The following is an 18772-nucleotide window of genomic DNA, read 5'->3' on the forward strand; positions in this document are numbered from 1 at the left end:
GACATATGAAGGAAGATGCGGCGGCGATAGACACCATCAAGACTGAAGCCGCGCGACTGCGCGCGATTTTGATCGGCTCGGTCGGCAATCTCGTCGAATGGTACGACTTTTACGTCTATTCGGCCTTTTCTCTTTATTTCGCCGATTCATTCTTTCCTGGCGAAGACCCCCTCGCGCAGATGATGTCGGCTTCCGGCGTTTTTGCGCTTGGATTTTTGATGCGGCCGATCGGCGCCTATGTGTTCGGGCGCATCGGGGACGGGCGCGGCCGGCGCGCCGCGCTGATGCTCTCGGTGCTGCTGATGTGTCTGGGTTCGCTCCTCATCGCGCTCGCGCCGACCTATGCGACGATCGGCGTCGGCGCGCCGGCGACGCTGCTCCTCGCGCGCCTCGTTCAGGGCGTCAGTCTTGGCGGCGAATATGGATCGAGCGCGACCTATCTTGCCGAGATGGCGCATCCCGAGCGGCGCGGTTTCTATTCGAGCTTTCAATATGTGACGATGATCGCCGGCCAATTGCTGGCGCTTTGCGTGCTGCTCATCTTGCAGAATGTCGTGCTCGACGCTCAGGCGCTGCGCGACTGGGGCTGGCGCATCCCTTTCGCCTTCGGCGCGCTGCTCGCCATCGTGGCGCTCTATATGCGCCGGGATCTTGCGGAAACGCCCGCCTTCAAGGCGTCGCGCGCCGAGCGGCGGCGCGGATCGCTCAGCGCGCTGCTCGCGCATAAGCGCGAGACGGCGACGGTCGTTGGACTGACGCTCGGCGGCACGATCGCCTTCTATGTCTATACGACCTACATGCAGAAATTCTTGAAGCTGTCCGTCGGATTGAGCGATGCGCAGACGACGTGGATTGCGGCCGGCTCGCTTCTCTTCGCGCTCTGTCTGCAACCGATCTACGGCGCCTTGTCGGATCGCGTCGGCCGGCGACCGATGCTCATCGCCTTCGGCGTGCTGGGAACGATCTTCACCGCGCCGCTCTTGTCAGCCATTCAGACGATGCGCGATCCATGGACAGCCTTTATTCTGATTTGCTGCGCTTGGTTGATCGTCGCGCTTTACACCTCGATCAACGCCGTGGTGAAGGCCGAACTCTTTCCGGCGGCGATCCGCGTCACCGGCGTCGCTTTGCCTTATGCAGCTACAGTTTCCGTTTTTGGCGGCTCGGCGGAATATGTGGCGCTCTGGTTCAAGGCGCAAGGCCATGAGAGCTGGTTCTTCTACTATGCGAGCGCCGCGATCTTCATTTCGCTCATCGTCTACGCGACGATGCCGGATACGAAGAGGAATTCGCGGATCGAGCGGGAAGAGATATAATATGATGTTCGGATACACGGGCCTTTCAGCCTTATGAAAGTAAAGGACGTGATCCGTTTGCTGGAGGAGGACGGCTGGTTTTTGGCCGCCACAAGAGGTAGCCATCGCCAGTTCAAACACCCGACCAAGGCGGGTCGCGCAACCGTCGCGGGCAAGCTTTCAGACGATATTTCTCCGGGAACGCTGAACAGCATTCTTAAACAGGCAGGTCTGAAGGAGAAACAGTGATGCGTTACGCAGTCGTGATCGAAAAGGCGGGCGATAATTATTCGGCCTATGTGCCGGACTTGCCGGGCTGCATCGCGACAGGAGCGACCATCTCCGACGTGGAGCAGGAACTCCGAGAAGCGATCCGATTCCATATTGAGGGACTGGAATCCGACGGTTTACCCGTGCCACCGCCTAGCGCCGTTGCGGAATATGTCGAGGCGTAAACCATGGTCTGCTCGTGAGCGCATGACCTTTGAACGAATTCTAGACCGGCTCCGCCGCTGGTCCTATGCCGAGGTCCGACAGGCGCACGGCAAGTTCGGGCGCGAGCATCGGCGTCGCAAGCTCGCTTGACGGAAGCTCCACGATCTCGGCGTAGCCGCTGGCGCCCAACCGGCGATGAATCCGGATCGTGGCGCGAATGGCGTCGACGACCCAGACTTCACGAACGCCATATGCCGCATAAATGCCGATCTTGCGGCCCTTGTCGTAATTGAGACTCGAATCCGCGACTTCGAGCGCAAGCAAGACAGCGGGGCCGTCGAGCGCCTTAAGGTCGAGATCGCGAGGGAAGACGCAGAAGTCGGGCTCGACGAACGTGCGGGCGTCAAGTCGCAGCGTCGTTTCTGGCGCAATGGTCAGATGGGCTGGCGCAACACGTTGCAAAAATCGATTCAGCTCAATCTTAATCCACTCATGCCGAGCCCCCTTGGGCGACAGGGGCACGACCTCCCCGCCGATGAGTTCGAAGTGTTCGTCTTCGTCGATGATGCCGACTCGGACCATTTCCTCGATTTCCGCGACGGTCCAGCAGCGCCGAGGCATGCCTTCGGCGGCCTGGGTCGAGAGTGGGAGATCGCTCGGGCGGAGATGCGAGTTCATGGAGGCTACGATAGCACTCCCGTGGAATTCCGTGAAACCGAACGATTGTGGCAGGCAAGCCTTCCCACCAGAGCCCTAAGCATCCTGAAGCAGGCAGGTTCGGCCTTGGTCTGCGCAATCGCTTCCGTATGAAATGAACACTGCGGCGTGATCGTTCAAAACGCTTTTTTCAGTCCCGCCTGACGCAAAATGGCATTAGCGGTGTGGCGGCTGGGAATTCCGATGGGAACGGCGAAATTGCGTCCAGTGACGGGATTGGCGCACCATGATGCAACCTGCGGCGCGCAATAATTCGCGCAAGGGACGATCGAACTGCGGCGCCATCACGCGACCGCCTGTTCGACCTCGCGCAGCGCGGAAATCTGCAAATACACCGATGCCGGGTCGACGCCGAGGTGGTTGTCCGCCAGCAGGTCGAGCGTCATGGCCGATATCTTCGCGAAGAGTTCGTCGAGCGTTGGAGCGTCAGCCGCCGCCGGAATTTCATCGCAATGGCCGCTCCAGACCGAAGCCGCGTCATCCCATGCGGCGGAAATTGTGAAAATGACCGGTTTTTTTTTCATTCCTCGTTTCTCCGCCGCGCGTCGCGTCAGTTATCCAAGAAGCTCCGCAGCTTCCGGCTCCTTGACGGGTGCTTCAGCTTCCGCAGCGCCTTCGCCTCGATCTGACGGATGCGCTCGCGCGTCACCGAGAACTGCTGGCCGACTTCTTCGAGCGTGTGGTCGGTGTTCATGCCGATGCCAAAGCGCATGCGCAGCACGCGTTCTTCGCGCGGGGTCAGCGACGACAAGACTCGCGTCGTCGTCTCGCGCAGATTCGACTGGATCGCCGCCTCGATCGGCAGCACGGCGTTTTTGTCCTCGATGAAATCCCCAAGATGCGAATCTTCCTCGTCGCCGATCGGCGTCTCCAGGCTGATCGGCTCCTTGGCGATCTTGAGCACCTTGCGCACTTTCTCGAGCGGCATGGCGAGCTTCTCGGAAAGCTCCTCGGGCGTCGGCTCGCGTCCGATCTCATGCAGCATCTGGCGCGAGGTCCGCACGATCTTGTTGATCGTCTCGATCATATGCACCGGAATGCGGATGGTGCGCGCCTGGTCGGCGATCGAGCGGGTGATCGCCTGACGAATCCACCATGTCGCATAGGTCGAGAATTTATAGCCGCGGCGATACTCGAATTTATCGACGGCCTTCATCAGGCCGATGTTGCCTTCCTGGATGAGGTCGAGGAATTGCAGGCCGCGATTGGTGTATTTCTTGGCGATGGAGATCACGAGACGCAGATTCGCCTCGACCATTTCCTTTTTCGCCTGCCGGGCTTCGCGCTCGCCCTTTTGCACCATATGCACGATCTTGCGGAACTCGGAGATTTCCAGCCCCGTCTCGGTCGCAAGCGCATGAATGTCGCCGCGCAGATCCTTGATGCGATCCTTGTCCGCGGCGACGAACTCCCTCCAGCCCTTGGAGCCGAGCTTGGCGACGCGCATGACCCATTTGGGGTCGAGCTCCGAGCCGTGGAACTTGTCGATGAAGTCTTCGCGCATCACGCCGTGGCTGTCGGCGAGCCGCAGGAGCTTCGTCTCATAGCCGATGAGTCGCTTATTAATGTCGTAGAGCTGCTCGACCAGCGCCTCGATGCGGTTCTGGTTCAGCGAAAGCGATTTGACGTCGGCGACGATTTCCTTCTTGAGCGTCTTATATTTGCGCTCCTGAGCGGGCGTCAGGGTCTCGTTCTTGAGCTTGTTCTCGACGTTCTGGTCCTGGAGCCGGCGCAGCTTCTTATAGGCGTCGGCGATGCGCGCGAAGGTTTCGAGAACCTTCGGCTTCAGTTCCAATTCCATCGCCGAGAGCGACACGGAGTTCTCCATGTCGTCTTCTTCCTCGAAAGACTCTTCGGCGGGCGGGACGTCCTCCTGCAGCCCGGCGGGCGGGGTCCGCGGCGCGGTCGCCGGCGCCAGGTCGGCGGCGGACGCCGGCTCAGCGGTCTTCGTCGCCTTGCCCTCGGGGCCGGCGTAGGTCGCCTCAAGATCGATGATGTCGCGCAGCAGGACCTTGCCGGCTTCCAATTCCTCGCGCCAAATGATGATGGCCTGGAAGGTCAGCGGGCTCTCGCAGAGCCCGGCGATCATCGCTTCGCGCCCGGCCTCGATGCGCTTGGCGATGGCGATTTCGCCTTCTCGCGACAGAAGTTCGACCGAGCCCATCTCGCGCAGATACATGCGCACGGGGTCGTCGGTGCGATCGGCGGGCTCCGACGTGCGCGTCGCCACGGCGGTCGCGCGAGGGGTCTCGACGAGCTCGCCGCCTTCCGGTTCTTCTTCCTCGGGGCTTTGTTCTTCGGCCTCGACGTCGTCCGGGTCGTCGCCCTCAGAGACGGTGATGCCCATTTCCGAGAGCATCGCGTAGACGTCCTCGATCTGATCCGACGACACTTCCTCGGACGGCAGCACCGCGTTCAGCTCGGCATAGGTGACAAAGCCGCGTTTTTTCGCGAGCTTAATCATCCGCTTGACGGCGGCGTCGTTGAGATCGAGAAGCGGTCCGTCGGAAGCCTCCGTCGCCGCTACGGTTTCGTTCTCGACCTTATTTTCGTCTTTCTTCGCCATCCACAAGCTCCAAACGCCTCGCCCCGGATCGGCTTTCCCCGAACCAGGCAAGGCGCAAGTTTTCTAAAATAAGCCAGAGAGGCCGGCCCTCTCTAAGCCAAGGCGCGGCAAGCGGACCAAAAAAGCCCGACCGACCGCGGAAAAACCATCGCCCCGCCCCCTAGCGGCGCGCTTTCCGTCCCCTCTTCGCCAAGAGTCCTCGCCACGGCGCCAACCCATGCGAATTCATAAGTTGCGCGACGGCCGGCCGGAAAGTGATCCGTAACCTTCCACCGCTGCTTCTGCGCCATCTAGCGCAGACAACTGGGTCTGAATATCCTTCAGCCGCGCGTGATCCCGCTCGTTTGGGTTGTCGGCCAGCAGCGCTTGCACCGCGCGCAACTCTCTATTTAACGCCAATGATCTGCGATGCAAGGCGAAAGCCTGTCGCAGGCTCTCGCCGGCGTCCGCGGCCGCGGCCTCAGGGCGCACGCTCCACAGCGTCGAATGGGCGGCCATCGCCTCGAGCCGGGCGACCGTCCGCGCAAGTCCGAGCGCCGCCAAAAACGGGTGAAGCTCAAGTTTATCGCTCGCGTTGCTCTCCGCGAACCGCAGGAGCGCGTCGCGCAAGTCGCGCGCGTCGGCGGACTCAAGATCAAGCGTGGCCAGATCCTCCGCGCGGGAGTCGATGAGATCTGGATGATTAATGAGAATCAGCAGGATAAGCGCCTCGCGCGGCGCAATCGCGGACTTGACGCCGCGAAACAGCGGCGAATTCGCCAGGCCTGGACCAATGGTTAAGGCGCCCTCGTCGGAAGCGCGCCGGCGACCGCTCGCGCCTCGCCGCGCGCCGTCCGGGCGTCGAAATGGGGCGCGTCGGTCGCGACTGAAGAGGCGGTCAAGCCGCTGCGCCAGCTCCTGGAGGTAGTGACGTCGCAGGTCGTCATCGCCGATCTGACCAACGATCTCGCGCAGCCGCCGCTCGAGCGCGGCGCGCCGCTCGGGCGTATCCAACGTCGCCGCATCGGTCTCGCGCATCCACAGGAGATCGACGAGCGGCAGCGGGTGGTTCAACGCTTCCGCCAGCGCCTCCGACCCGCTTGAGCGCAGCAGTTCGTCAGGGTCCTGGCCGTCCGGCAGAAGGACGAATCGCAGCGAGCGCCCGGGGCCAATCAGCGGCAGCGCCGTATCCACCGCCCGAAAGGCCGCTTTCAATCCGGCCTTGTCGCCGTCGAAGCAGAGGATCGGCTCCTCGGCCAGGCGCCAGAGCAGGGCGCATTGCTCCGGCGTCAGCGCAGTGCCCAGGGGGGCGACCGCGTTGGGGAAGCCCGCGGCGGCCAGCGCGATAACGTCGACATAGCCCTCGACGGCGATCACCGCGCCGGCCTCATGCGCCGTCTTGCGGGCGTTGTGCAGATTGTAGAGCGTCGCGCCCTTGTGAAAGAGCGGCGTCTCGGGGGAGTTGAGATATTTCGCCTGGGCGTCCGCCTCCAGGGCGCGTCCGCCAAAGGCGATGACCCGTCCGGCGCGGTCGCAGATCGGAAACATCACCCGATTGCGGAACCGATCGTAGGGAACGGCGATATCCTCGCCGTGAACGAGGAGGCCCGCCTCGATCATCGTTTCGACGCTTGCGCCCTTGGCGGCGAGGTGATCGCGCAGCGCATGCCGCTCGGGCGGCGCAAAACCCAGGCGGAATTTTTCGCGCGCGGCCAAGGAAATCTGTCTGCGGTCGAGATAGGCGCGCGCCTCGCGCCCTGCGGCGCCGGCGAGCTGCTTTTCGAAAAAAACCGCCGCCGCCTCCAGCGCCTCGCCCAGCGTCGCGCGCCGTCGGTCCTGTTCTTGCTGCTCTTTGGTCTCGACGGGCAGGGGCAGCCCCGCGAGGGCCGCCAGTCTCTCCACCGCCTCGGGGAAGGAGAGCCCCTCCGTCTCCATGACAAAATCGAAGATGTTGCCGTTCTTCCCCGCAGAGAAGTCGAACCAGCGCATCTTCTGGTCGTTGACGTAAAAGGAGGGGGTCTTTTCGGCGTTGAAGGGCGAAAGGCCCCGCCACTCTCTGCCTTCCTTCCTGAGCTTGACCCTCTGGCGCACGACCTCGGAGACGGGCAGGCGCGCCCGTATCTCATCGAGGAAGGAAGGGGAAAAGCGCATAGGGTGTCCCTAGCACTACTCCTTCTCGGCAGGGAACAAATTCACCGCGATGCCCATGATTCACAGCTGATCCGCTCGCCGAATATACGGCGCAAGGCCCGGGCTATCAGCGGCGCATCAATGCCGTGCTGCGCAGCTATGTGAAGCAGCGCAAGGCGGGTTGAGCGCTGCTAGTCCGACACGACCCGCAGCGGCGCTGTGAAGTCGGGCAGCGACTCAAAGCTGATTGGACCGCCGAATGTCAGGCGCACCGCCGGCGGCTCGACCGGCTTGAAGTGGCGGTCCATGACGCCGACCCCGCAAACCGCGCCGGGGGCGAGGCCGTTGACGCATTGCTGATAGAGGGCGTCGCTCGGCAGCAGCGACCCATAGGCGTAGGTGATCTGGTCGGAGCGCGAATTGAAGATGTTGAAGGCGTCGAGCTGGATGCGCCAGCCGTCCGCCCAGCGATAGCCGAGCCGCGCGTTGAGGGTGCCAGTGGCGGGCGAGGTGAAATAGCCATCCGGCGTTAGCGGCCGCGCGCCGAAATAGCGGTATTTCATGCCGGCGAACCAACCGGTGGCCTCGCCGATTTCGAGCCCGCCCATCGCCACGATCGCGGGGGCGTTGAAGAGATAGTTGCCAGGGGCGTTGCCAAGGAAGGTTCCGTAAGGCAGCGTCTCCGCCGTCGTCAGTTCGGCATAGCTGAGCCACGCATTTTGATCGACGCCGCGGAAGCGCGTATTCACGATGGCCACATTGCCGTCGAAGCTGATCCAGGACACCGGATGATAGTGATTGGCGATTTCGATGCCGTAGCGGCGGCTCGGGCGGCCGAATTCCGTCGTGCCGGCGTCGCCGACATATTGATTTTCGGAATCGAGATTAAGCCAGAACAGGCTCACGCTTGAGTCGAGTCCCTCGATGAATTTGGTGCGCCAGCCGATTTCCGCGCCGCGCGACTTCACGAGCAGCGGAATGCGCCCGACGACGGAGAAGCTGTCGAGGTCGAGACCCTCGATGCCGCCGATTTCCGCGCTCGCGAAGCTCTGCACGGTGCCGCGCGCGTCGGTGGAATGGAATCCCTCTCCGAAATTCAGGAACATCTCGGTCGCATACCAGGGACCGAGAATGATCGAGGCCTTAGGACTGAAGATAGACGCGTCTTTCTGACCATTGTTAAAGGGACCGGTCCATAGAAAAACCGGCAGCCCGGCGCTGTTCAAGACTTTGGGAGCGTCGGCCAGCGTTTGAATCGAGTTGGTGGCGGCTGAATAAAGGTCGACGCGCGCGCCTGCCACCGTTCGCAGCCATGGCGTCCAACTCACCGTCGTATCGGTCCAGAAGCCGATGCTGCCCTCTCCGACATAATCGTTTCGGATCGAATCGTAGATGTTGCGGCGGAAGCTTTCCTGCAGGCCCAGACGGATGTCGTCATAGCGACCCTGAAGCCCGAAGCGGGTCTGGACGGGAAGGCCGAAGGAGTTCCAGGCGATCCCATGCTGAGCGTTGACGCCGACGATCGTGCGCCGGTCGAACTGGCGGAACTGATCTCCGACGTCAGGATGCGCGAGGTAGTAAGTGAAGTTGTTGTAGAGCTCCAGAGTCGAGCGGATCGCATAGGCTTCGACGCGCGAATAGTGATTGCCCTCTGTCTGGCTCCATCGTCCAGAGAGCGAAAAACGAGTCGTGTCGCCGCCGTCGGTCGGGTCCGTCGTGCCCCATAGCGACAGCAGGCCGGAATTCACGGCGCGCATGGGAATCTGATCGGTCGAATACCAGCGGTTGGCGTAGGCCATTGCGGTCAGAGACAATCCGTCGCTCTGCGTGCCGCGCGTCCAGCGCAATACGCCGTTGATCTTCTTTACTTCGTCGCCGCGCTCCCAGGGACCGTTGTAAACATTCATTTCAACGGCGCCGTAGGCGTCGCCGCCATAGATATCTTTATAGGGCTGGATCGCGAAACCGCGGCCATAGCCGAAACTGCCGCCTGTTCCGGAGAAATAGCCTTTGTCGATTTTATCGATGTATTGGATGTAGATCGAGCCGGCCGAAGAGAAATCTCCGTCTTCGGCCGCGTAGGGCCCTTTGTGCACTAGAATCGACGACAACAGCTCGGGCATGAGGAAATTTGTGTCGGCGTAGCCTTGCCCGTGGCCGTGCGTGCGCATGTTCAGCGGCATGCCGTCGAGATAGAGCGCGAGATCGGTTCCGTGATCGAGGTTGAAGCCGCGCAGGAAATATTGGTTGGCTTTGCCCTCGCCTGAGTGCTGCGAGACGATCAAGCCGGGCACGATTTCAAGCGACTCGCTTGGACGCGAATAGGGATAAGCCGTCACTTCCGCGCCGGTGTAGAACTTGTCGCTCGACGCCGTGAGCGGCGGCGGTTTTTGCCCGACCGACACCGTGGGATCCTGAATGGCTGGCGTTTGACGAACTGGGCCGCGCGTCGCTTGCCCACTCGGTCGCGATGGCCTCGCAGCGGTGCTGGCCGCCGGGCGCTGACCGCCGACATTGATCGTTGGGAGCGCGGTGAATTGCGCCTGCGCCTCAGCGCCAATAAGCGAAATCGCGATGGCGAAAGCGGATACGGAAGCGGCGTTTCTGCGGTTCATTCGGCGTCACCCAACATACGCGTTATTGTGATTTTTTTTGAAAATTGTCTTACGCGATGCGTTGGGTCAATTGGCTCAATGCAATTTGCCGAAAGCGTTGCCGATTTATCACAGACGAAGCGCTCTAGCTGGAATGGTGCGGGTGGCGGCCGGTCGTGTGGCGATCGACGTGGGGCGTTTCGCCCTGCTCGAGATCCGCCGGCAAGACGACGAGCTGCCCGTATCGAACGCCGCGCTCGCCGATCACATGGCCGGCGAAGTGCTCGACATCCGTCTTCTGGCCCTTAAGCAGCGACACTTCGAGACAGGTCGCTTCATCGATGTGCACGTGCAGCGTCGCGATCGACATGTCGGCATGAGAGTGATGGTCATGCATCAGTTTTTTCGACAGCTGCCGCGTCTCATGGTCGTAGACGTAAACGAGCGCCGCCATGCAGGGGCGGGCGTTGTCATCGGCTTCTGGCGTTTTCAGCAGCCCGGCGCGGACGAGATCGCGAACGGCCTCGGAGCGATTTCGATGGCCGCCTGCCTCCATATACTGATCGAGCGCGCTCATCAGCTCTTCGTCGATCGTTATCGTTACGCGCTGCATATGAGGGCTCCGGCTGTTCGCGCCTCCGCCATGCGGTCCAACCCAACAAAAAGTCGGGCAAGCGCGACCACTATTTCATTACGCTAAGGCGCATTGGCCGCCAATAGCCGTCGCGATTTGAAGTCGGCCGTTAGCTGAAGCGCCGACGCGTTGGGTTTCTGCGGCTAACATGTTTCTCCAGGGCGTGGCCTCGCATGCGTTTGGCCACCGTGTCGCGCGCTCCCGAAGAATCGCTACGCGGATCGCTTGAGCCAAATATTCCGGCGAGCCGGTCCCTGACGTTAACCATGTGATCTGTAGATGCGCGGGAAGGCTTTGGCGGGCGTATGCGTAGCTGGCTTCATCCCATCGATGATCGTCGAGACATTTGGGCTCGCCTTTTATCGGATGAGTATTGACCAGCGCGCGATGGGCGCTATTGTCTGCATCCGTGCGGTTTTTGAGATTTTTTGGGAGGACTCTATGGCGCGCTCATCGGACAATCCACAGAACAAACGTCGAGGCAAGAAAGCCCTCGGCGTGATGGGTGTATCTTTGTCGCTCGCGGGCGCTGCCTGCGTCGACAGTTCTCCTGCTGACGCTTCGACGGCTCCCACGACGGGCCGGACGCGCACGATCGATCTGCGCGAACAGGAAGTGTTCGACGTGGGGCTGAATTCGTTCCGCCTTTTCGATCGCGAAGAAGTCCCGGCCGTCAAGACCGAGCAGGTCGCTTGGTGGTGGGGCGGATGCCGCGGTTGTAGGGGCTGTGGCTGCCGCGGATGTCGGGGCTGCGGCTGTCGCGGCTGTGGCTGCCGTGGTTGCGGGTGACGCACTACTGCACATTTGACGGCTGAGTCGGTTCCGATAGGCCGTCGGCGCTTCGGCCCGAGGACGTGGGCCGAGGCGTGCAGTAAGATCGTGCGGAACATTTATAGTGTTCCGCGCAGGTCTGTGGGTCTACGTTCGTCTCTCGGATTCCTGAATCGAACAAAATCTCGTCGCTCCTGGGCGCGACGAGACGGGGGGCGCGCGACAGCCAAATGACAATTGACGTATCTAAACCGCTTGCGCCGAAGCCGGTTTCACAAGAGCGGTTAGTCAACGCCCTTCGATTCGCGCCAAATTTTTCTGTCTATGTCCTGCCGCCTGACGCTGTCTGCCTTTATTCGGAGGACAGAAAGTTTTTCCTCCGTGGCGCGCTCTATTGCGCGCTGGCCGAGCGTATCGGCGCGGGAGAGGACGCCGACGCCATACGCCAGGCGCTCTCCGCAGAGTTTCCCGTTGATTCAATAGACGAGGCGTTCAAGCGCCTGCTCGATCGCCGCTTCGTCGTCCCAGCGGGCGCATCCGATGGCGTTGCGGCGGGCTATTGGGCGAGTCTCGGCTTACAGCCGGAAGTCGCCGAGAAAAATCTGCAAAAGGTCTCCGTTCAGATCGAAGCGCTCGGGATCAGCGGCGCGCGGGAGCTGGAGAAGGCGCTGGGCGTTTTCGGCGTTAAGGTCGTGAAGCGCGGGGGCGATCTGACCATCGCCTTGGTCGGCGATTATCTTGAAGGTCAGCTCGCGGAGTTCAACCGCCGGCGGCTCGAGGCGAAGCAGGACTGGCTGCTGGTGCAGCCTTCCGGTGTTTTCCCGCTGGTCGGCCCGATCTTCAGCCCGGGCAAGAGCGCCTGTTGGAGATGCCTCGCCGATCGCATGAACTGGAATCGACAGGTCAAGGCTTTCCTTGGCCGCAAGGAGGCGCGCTGCGTCGCTGTCTCGCCGCTTGGCGCCAATCCACTCGGCCTGAGCGGCGCTGGCATCGCCGCCGCGGAGATCGCCAAGGCGATCGCCAGCGGCTTCCGCACCGATCTGCGCCAGCACATCGTGAGCCTGGACATGCTGGGCTCGACCGTCGCACGGCATTATGTGCCGGCTCGGCCGCAATGCCCAAGCTGCGGCGACCCCGAGCTGCGCGATCCCGCGCGAACGCCCACGCCCATCCCGCTGCATGCCGGCAGCGCGAGCGTCGTGACGAGCGGAGGCTACAGATCGGTCGCGCCGAGCGACACACTTGCCCGCAATCGCAAGCATGTGAGCCCGCTGACCGGCGTCGTATCGCATCTTGATCGGATCCAGAGCCAACAGCCGCTCGACGCGAGCTTCATCGCCAGACATAATTTTTCGCCGCGCCCCGAAACCGTCGACGCCCTTCAGGCCGGGCTGAGCGGAGACAGCTATGGCAAGGGCAGCGTCGCCGAACAGGGCGAAGCCAGCGCGCTGATGGAGGCGATCGAGCGCTACTGCGGGATTTTCCAGGGCGACGAGATCAGGACCGTCCGACGATTCGCGGATTTCCCGGCCGGCGAGGCGATCCTGCCCGACGACATCCTGCTCTATAGCGACGCGCAATATGAGCAGGGCGCGAAAAGCGGCGGCTGCGGCGAGGGCGCACAGCGCTTCGATCCCGCCGCCGAGACGGAATGGTCGCCCGTGTGGTCGCTGCGCGACGAATGTTTCAAATACGTTCCCACCGGCCTTCTTTATTTCTTCCACGAGTCCGACAGCGCGAATCAGATCAGCGCTGATTCGAACGGTTGCGCGGCGGGCAATACGATCGAGGAAGCCATTATTCAGGGTTTCCTCGAACTGATTGAGCGGGACGCATATGCGATCTGGTGGTACAACCGTTTGCGTCGTCCGGAGATCGATCTCGACAAGCTCGGCGACAGCTATGTGCGCGATCTGCGCGCGGTGTTCGCCAGAATGGGGCGAGACGTCTGGGCGCTGGACGTAACGAGCGATCTCGGCATTCCAGTCGTCGTCGCCGTCGCTCATTGGACCGAGGACGGACGGGAGTATATCGAAGTCGCGGCGGGCGCGCATTTCGATCCAAGGATCGCGACGCTGCGGGCCATGACCGAACTCAACCAGTTTCTTGCCATCGACAGCCTCGGCGGCCGCCCCGAGCTCGGGCCCGACGACGATTATGGCGGCGACCCTCTGCCGCTGCGCAAGCACGCCTATATGCGGCCGCAGGGCAAGGCGTCGTTCGGGCGGTCGCGGTTCAAGAATTTCGCCCAACTCGACGGCCGCGACCAGGTGCTGGCCTGCGTCAAGCTCGCCGCGCGGGCTGGGCACGATTTCCTCGTCCTCGATCAGACGCGTCCGGATATTGATGTGCCGGTGGTTCGGGTGATCGTTCCGGGACTGCGGCATTTCTATCGCCGCTTCGGCCCCGGCCGTCTCTACGACGTGCCCATCGCGCTGGGTCTGCGCAAGCGGCCGGTGCGCGAAGCCGATGTCAACCCTTTGTTCCCCCGCACCTAATTTGCCTAGCGATACGTCCCAACCGCCGGCGCGGCTCTTCGCGCGACTCAATCCTGGCGTCACGCTCGAGCGCAACGCCGCGGGTGGGCTCACGGCCCTTTTCGATGGTCGGAGCGTGGAGTTCGGAAAGTTTGGCGCCGATGTCACAGAGCGCGCCGCCGACTTCGACACGGGCGTGGCGTTCGATGGCGAGCCGGACGACGAGATGAGCGAACTCGTCCGAAGACTCGCGCTTTACGGACTGGTGGAATATCGCCTGGCGCGCGCGCCGAGCGGTCCCGATCTCATCGTCGTCGAGCCGCAGATGCGCGATTATGCGCCACGGATGATCGAAATCGACGAGGATTGCGCTCTGACGTTGTCGCGCTTCGCCTATATGCGGCGGCGCGGCGCCGACATGGTGCTCGAATCGCCGCGCGCATGCGCGCTCTTCCGACTGTGCGATCCCAGCGTTGCAGCAATGATCGCGCATCTGTCGGAGGCGCGTACGGTGAGAGAGCTTCGCGACTCGGCCGACTTTCCCGGTGTCGAGCTGCTGGCGCTGCTCCTCGACGGCGAAATCCTGTTCACGCCCGGTCCGGGCGCCGACAAAGCGCTGCGCGCGGCCGAGGGCGACGAGGATCTCGTCTTGTGGGACTTCCATGATCTGCTGTTCCACGCCCGCAGCACGAACGGGCGTCACGCTAATCCTTCCGGCGGGATCTATGCCCACGCCCATCTCGCAGCGCTGCCGCCCGCGGTACGGCCGAGCTGGCCGGGGCCGGCGATCGACCTGAAGACGCTTGAGACGGCGCCGCCTTCGGCTTTTGCGACATTGCTGCGGCGCCGACGCTCGATTCGCGTCTTCGATGAGCAGCGTCCGATCACGCTGACGGAGGTGGCGCGGCTCCTCGACGGCGCCGCACGAATCATATCGCGAAAGCGAAAGACTGACGAAGACGAGGATGAGTCCGAGGTCGCCCCTCGCCCCTATCCATCGGGTGGCGCGAGCTACGAATTGGAGCTCTATCTCGCCGTCGACAGATGTGAGGGTCTGGCGCGCGGCTTCTATCATTACGACGCCAACCAGCACGCTCTTGTTTTGATCGAGACGAACGCGCATTGGCTCACGGCCATGCTGGAGGATGCGCAATTCGCCATGGGCGCGCCGGCGGTCCCGCAAGTCCTCATGACAATGTCGGCGCGGTTCAGCCGCGTGTCCTGGAAATACAGCGGCTTCGCCTATGCGCTCGTTCTGAAACACGTCGGCGTGCTGATGCAGACGCTCTATCTGATGGCCACGGAGATGGAGATCGGCGCCTGCGCCGTCGGCGTCGGAGATATCGACCTCTTTGCGAAGATGACGGGCCTCGCGTTTCACGTTGAAGGGTCAGTCGGCCAGATCGCGATCGGACGCGGCGTTCAGAGCGATTCAACGCCGCTCGCCGATTGACGGCGCGTCGCCAGCGCGACTGACAGATCGGCGGTCAGGAATCGTCCAATGACTGGCGCAGCACGACGAGATGTTTTGATCGGGGCAGGGACATCCGCCATGGCGGCCGCGACCGCCCCATGGTCGCTCGGGGCGCTGGCTCAGAACACCCGTCCCCTTCCCGCATCGGAGTGGGACTACTGCACGATCAAAGACCTCTTCGCCGCTTTGCGGGCGCGAAAGATTTCCGCGCTGGAGCTCGCAGATCGCGCGATTGCGCGCATCGAGACGGCGGACCGGCGCGTCAATGCCGTCGTTGCCCGAGACTTCGAACGCGCGCGCGAGGCGGCCAAGGCGGCCGATGTCGCGCTGTCTCGCGGGGGAGCGGGCGCATTGCTTGGCGTCCCGATGACGGTGAAAGAATCTTTCAATATTGCCGGACTGCCGACGACCTGGGGCGACCCGCAGTTCAAGCGCTTCATGCCGCAAGAAGACGCCTTGGTCGTCGCTCGCTTAAAGAATGCGGGCGCTGTCATCCTCGGCAAGACCAATGTTCCGCTGATGCTGAGCGATTGGCAGACCTACAATGACATCTACGGCACAACCAATAATCCTTGGAGTCTTCGGCTCACGCCAGGAGGATCCTCGGGCGGCTCGGCGGCGGCGCTTGCTTGCGGTTTCGGGCCGCTGTCGATCGGCTCGGACCGTGGCGGTTCGTTGCGCGCGCCAGCGCATTATTGCGGCGTCTATGCTCACAAGCCGACCTCTGGCCTTGTGCCTAATCGCGGACTGACCCCGCCGGGCGCCCCGCCTTTGCCGCGCCCTTGCGATCTCGGAGTCATCGGTCCAATGGCGAGAAGCGCTGCGGATCTCGCGCTTGCGCTCGATGTGATCGCCGGACCGGACGAGGAGCGCGCCGGCGCCGGCTACCGACTGGCTTTGCCCTCCGCGCGGCACGATAACCTCAAGGGCTTTCGCGTTCTCGTCATCGACACGCATCCGCTTGGCCGGACCGCGAACGTGGTGCGGGCGGCGCTCGGTCGATTGTCGGAGCGGCTCGTCCGTGCGGGGGCGAAACTCGCGCACGCCAGTCCTTTGCTGCCCGACCTTGCCGAATCGGCGCGCCTCTATGTTCGGCTGTTGTCCGCATTTTGGGGCGCGGATTTGCGACCCAGCGTCTATGCCAGGCTTCGCGGCGCGGCCGCAGCGCTGTCGCCCCGGAACCGGAGCCTCGCGGCCGAACGTACGCGCGGCGCGGTCATCAGCCATCGGGATTGGCTCGCGGCCGACGGGGCGCGGAGCGAACTTCAGGAGCGATGGCGAGAACTCTTTCGTGAGTGGGACGTCGTGCTCTGCCCGGCGATGCCGACGCCCGCTTTTCCGCACGATCATTCGTCGATCGAGTCGCGACGCATCGAGATCGACGGCCGCACCTACGCCTACCTCGATGCGCAAATCGTGTGGGCGGAGCTTGCCACGACCGCCGGCCTCCCGGCGACCGTGGCGCCGATCGATCGAACCGAGACCGGTTTGCCGATCGGCGTGCAGATCATAGGACCTTACCTCGAAGATCGCACCACGATCGGCTTCGCCGAACTCCTTGAGCGGGAGTTCGGCGGTTTCGCGCCTCCGCCGGACTATGCGTAGGTGATGAGCGCGTCCGTAACGCCGTCATCGGCGCGCTTCGTTCCCAACTGGCGCATCGCCGGTGTCGGCGAGCGGCTTCAGGTAGTCTCCATAACGCCAAGAACAGCGCTGACCTTCTGCGCCAACTGCTCGATCGAGAATGGCTTTGGCAGGAAATTTACGCCGCGATCGAGCACGCCGTTGTGAATCACGGCGTTCCGCGAGAAGCCCGTTGTAAACACAATCTTCAGGTCGGGGCGACGGCGCAGCGCCTCTTCCGCGAGCGCGCGACCGTTCATGTCCGGCATGACAATGTCGGTGAATAGCAGATCGATATCAGGATTGGCGTTTATAAGCGCAAGCGCCTCGACGGCGCTCGCCGCAGCGAGCACGCTGTACCCCAAATCCTGGACCATCGCGACGGCGACGCTCCGCATCCGATCCTCGTCTTCGACGACGAGGATGAGCGTCTGCGGTGAACCTCGGAAAGCCATCCCGGCAGCGCTCGGCTCACGCCTTGGACCGGCGACTTCTCCCTCGCCAACGAAGCGTGGCAGATAGATCTTGACCGTCGTGCCCTGGCCAATCTCCGAATAGATTTTGATGTGTCCGCCTGACTGCTTGACGAAACCGAACACTTGACTGAGGCCGAGCCCCGTTCCTTTGCCAGGGCCTTTGGTGGTGAAGAATGGCTCAAAGGCTTTGGCGATAATTTCCGGCGGCATGCCGGTTCCGGAATCGCTGACGGCGACCAATACGTATTGACCCTCCTTCACTTCGGCGTGTTCCCGCGCGTAGTTGTCGTCGATGTAAGCGTTCGAGGTCTCGATCGTCACCTTGCCTTCGTCGTTCATCGCATCGCGGGCGTTAACCGCCAGATTCAATATCGCGCTCTCAAGTTGGTTGGGGTCGACGTGGATCCGCCAGACCCCGCTCGCGAGAACCGTCTCGACGTTGATGGATTCGCCAAGGGTGCGCCGGATCATCTCCGCCATCCCGCCCACCAACTTATTGGCGTCCACGGTCTGGGGCGCGAGCGGCTGCTGACGCGAAAAGGCGAGCAGGCGATGAGTTAAGGCTGCCGCGCGATCGACGCATTCCATGGCCTTGTCGATCAAGCTATCCTTGTCGATCTCGCCGCGCGCCATCTTGCGCTTCAGGAGGTTGAGGCATCCGACGATGACGGCAAGCATATTGTTGAAGTCATGCGCCAAGCCGCCCGTAAGCTGCCCGACTGCTTGCATTTTCTGCGCTTGCCTGAGTTGGCTTTCCACGCGTTCCCGCTGTTCGCTTTCCTCGGCGGCCTGCTTGAGCGCAATTCGAAGCGCGACATTGGCCGTCTGAAGTTCGGCGACCTGCCTCTGTCGGTCTTTGAGGGTCGCCCAACCCAGGAGAGCCGCTGACAGGAGAGCGCCTGCAACGCCAATCTGCGTCAACGTCACCGTCCAGCGCATTTCGGCGTTTCTCGTCGTCAAAAGGCGCTCTTCTTCGGCGAGCATTTCGGCAATGACGCTGCGCGCCTCGTTCATGAGCCGTTTGCCGATCTTAAGACCATCGGTCAAAGGCGCATCCGGCGCGACTTGGCGTTCCTGAATGCGCTTGCGTAACGAACCTAGTCTTTCTGCCGCGACCGAACGCAAGCGATCTAGTCGCTGCTTCTGCATTTCATTGTCTGAAACATTCCGCTCCAACGTCGCCCAGCGCTCGCCAATCGTTCGTTCAGCGTTACGGAAGGGCTCCAAAAACGTTTCGTCGCCGGTCAGCAAGAAGCCCCGCTGGCCTGTTTCCGCGTCCTGAAGGGTGGAGAGGGTTTGCAGAAGCGCCGTGCGCACATAGAGCGTGTGCTCGACCCATGTTTGCGCCGCCACCTGTTTTTGAAGCGAGATGGCGGCGCCGCCGATCGCCGCGACAAGGCATCCGAAGATGGCCCATGACACGGCCTTTTTCGGAAGCGTAACCGTTACTGTCATTTCCCAGGACCTCGCCAAACAGGCGACGCCATTAACTTACACAAGAGCAGTCATTGTCAAAATGCCCAACCCGGCCCGTGCGTCGTCCTTTCCGCATTATGCGTAATCGTTATGTTTGAAAAAAGGGGACTGGCTTATCACGGCCC

General features: G+C 62.4%; 14 protein-coding genes. 7 read left to right on the forward strand and 7 right to left on the reverse strand.

Features of this window, described 5'->3' with window-relative positions:
* Positions 1-5: 5 nt before the first annotated feature.
* From EHO51_RS01010 to EHO51_RS01020, 3 genes are read left to right on the forward strand one after another with little or no spacing between them, the layout of a single operon-like run.
* Positions 6-1316 (forward strand): MFS transporter, encoded by a 1311-nt coding sequence (locus EHO51_RS01010; protein ID WP_124737328.1) that lies wholly within the window; start codon positions 6-8, stop codon positions 1314-1316.
* Positions 1317-1349: 33 nt separating this feature from the next.
* Positions 1350-1544 carry a type II toxin-antitoxin system HicA family toxin gene (locus EHO51_RS01015; protein ID WP_014891040.1) on the forward strand — a complete coding sequence of 65 codons (195 nt, stop codon included), beginning with the start codon at positions 1350-1352 and terminating at the stop codon, positions 1542-1544.
* Positions 1544-1750, forward strand: a complete 207-nt coding sequence (locus tag EHO51_RS01020) for a type II toxin-antitoxin system HicB family antitoxin (protein WP_014891039.1) — start codon at positions 1544-1546, stop codon at positions 1748-1750. The genes EHO51_RS01015 and EHO51_RS01020 overlap by 1 nt, the downstream gene beginning before the upstream one ends.
* Before the next feature lie 40 nt (positions 1751-1790).
* On the opposite strand, the gene EHO51_RS01025 is transcribed toward EHO51_RS01020, so the two are convergent.
* The 6 genes from EHO51_RS01025 to nikR all read right to left on the reverse strand — a co-directional run bounded on the left by EHO51_RS01025 (position 1791) and on the right by nikR (position 10329).
* Positions 1791-2408: a Uma2 family endonuclease gene (locus EHO51_RS01025; RefSeq protein ID WP_124737329.1), complete on the reverse strand. Its 618-nt coding sequence runs from the start codon at positions 2406-2408 to the stop codon at positions 1791-1793.
* Between the two features lie 323 nt (positions 2409-2731).
* A complete protein-coding gene (locus EHO51_RS01035) occupies positions 2732-2971 on the reverse strand; it encodes a DUF1902 domain-containing protein (RefSeq protein ID WP_124737330.1) in 240 nt (79 codons plus the stop codon).
* A 26-nt stretch (positions 2972-2997) separates the two neighbouring features.
* On the reverse strand, positions 2998-5013 hold the full coding sequence (gene rpoD, locus EHO51_RS01040) for an RNA polymerase sigma factor RpoD (protein ID WP_124737331.1): 2016 nt from the start codon (positions 5011-5013) through the stop codon (positions 2998-3000).
* Positions 5014-5238: 225 nt separating this feature from the next.
* Positions 5239-7143, reverse strand: a complete 1905-nt coding sequence (dnaG, locus tag EHO51_RS01045; protein ID WP_124737332.1) for a DNA primase — start codon at positions 7141-7143, stop codon at positions 5239-5241.
* A 170-nt stretch (positions 7144-7313) separates the two neighbouring features.
* Positions 7314-9737 carry a TonB-dependent receptor gene (locus tag EHO51_RS01055; protein WP_124737333.1) on the reverse strand — a complete coding sequence of 808 codons (2424 nt, stop codon included), beginning with the start codon at positions 9735-9737 and terminating at the stop codon, positions 7314-7316.
* A 124-nt stretch (positions 9738-9861) separates the two neighbouring features.
* On the reverse strand, positions 9862-10329 hold the full coding sequence (nikR, locus tag EHO51_RS01060) for a nickel-responsive transcriptional regulator NikR (RefSeq protein ID WP_124737334.1): 468 nt from the start codon (positions 10327-10329) through the stop codon (positions 9862-9864).
* A 351-nt stretch (positions 10330-10680) separates the two neighbouring features.
* Between nikR and EHO51_RS01065 the strand changes: the two genes are divergently transcribed.
* The 4 genes from EHO51_RS01065 (at position 10681) to EHO51_RS01080 (ending at position 16677) form a co-directional block, all read left to right on the forward strand.
* Positions 10681-11139 carry a hypothetical protein gene (locus EHO51_RS01065; RefSeq protein ID WP_124737335.1) on the forward strand — a complete coding sequence of 153 codons (459 nt, stop codon included), beginning with the start codon at positions 10681-10683 and terminating at the stop codon, positions 11137-11139.
* 212 nt (positions 11140-11351) lie between these two features.
* Positions 11352-13619, forward strand: a complete 2268-nt coding sequence (locus tag EHO51_RS01070) for a TOMM precursor leader peptide-binding protein (protein WP_124737336.1) — start codon at positions 11352-11354, stop codon at positions 13617-13619.
* A gap of 1 nt (position 13620) precedes the next feature.
* Positions 13621-15051 carry a SagB/ThcOx family dehydrogenase gene (locus EHO51_RS01075; RefSeq protein ID WP_124737337.1) on the forward strand — a complete coding sequence of 477 codons (1431 nt, stop codon included), beginning with the start codon at positions 13621-13623 and terminating at the stop codon, positions 15049-15051.
* A gap of 99 nt (positions 15052-15150) precedes the next feature.
* Entirely contained in the window at positions 15151-16677 is a 1527-nt protein-coding gene (locus tag EHO51_RS01080; RefSeq protein WP_245434689.1) for an amidase, read from the forward strand.
* A 77-nt stretch (positions 16678-16754) separates the two neighbouring features.
* Here the strand turns inward: EHO51_RS01080 and EHO51_RS01085 are convergent, their stop codons facing one another.
* Complete coding sequence (locus EHO51_RS01085; protein ID WP_164479316.1) at positions 16755-18626, reverse strand: CHASE3 domain-containing protein; 1872 nt, start codon at positions 18624-18626, stop codon at positions 16755-16757.
* Positions 18627-18772 lie beyond the last annotated feature (146 nt).

It is taken from the genome of Methylocystis rosea (genome assembly GCF_003855495.1).
Lineage (GTDB): Bacteria > Pseudomonadota > Alphaproteobacteria > Rhizobiales > Beijerinckiaceae > Methylocystis > Methylocystis rosea_A.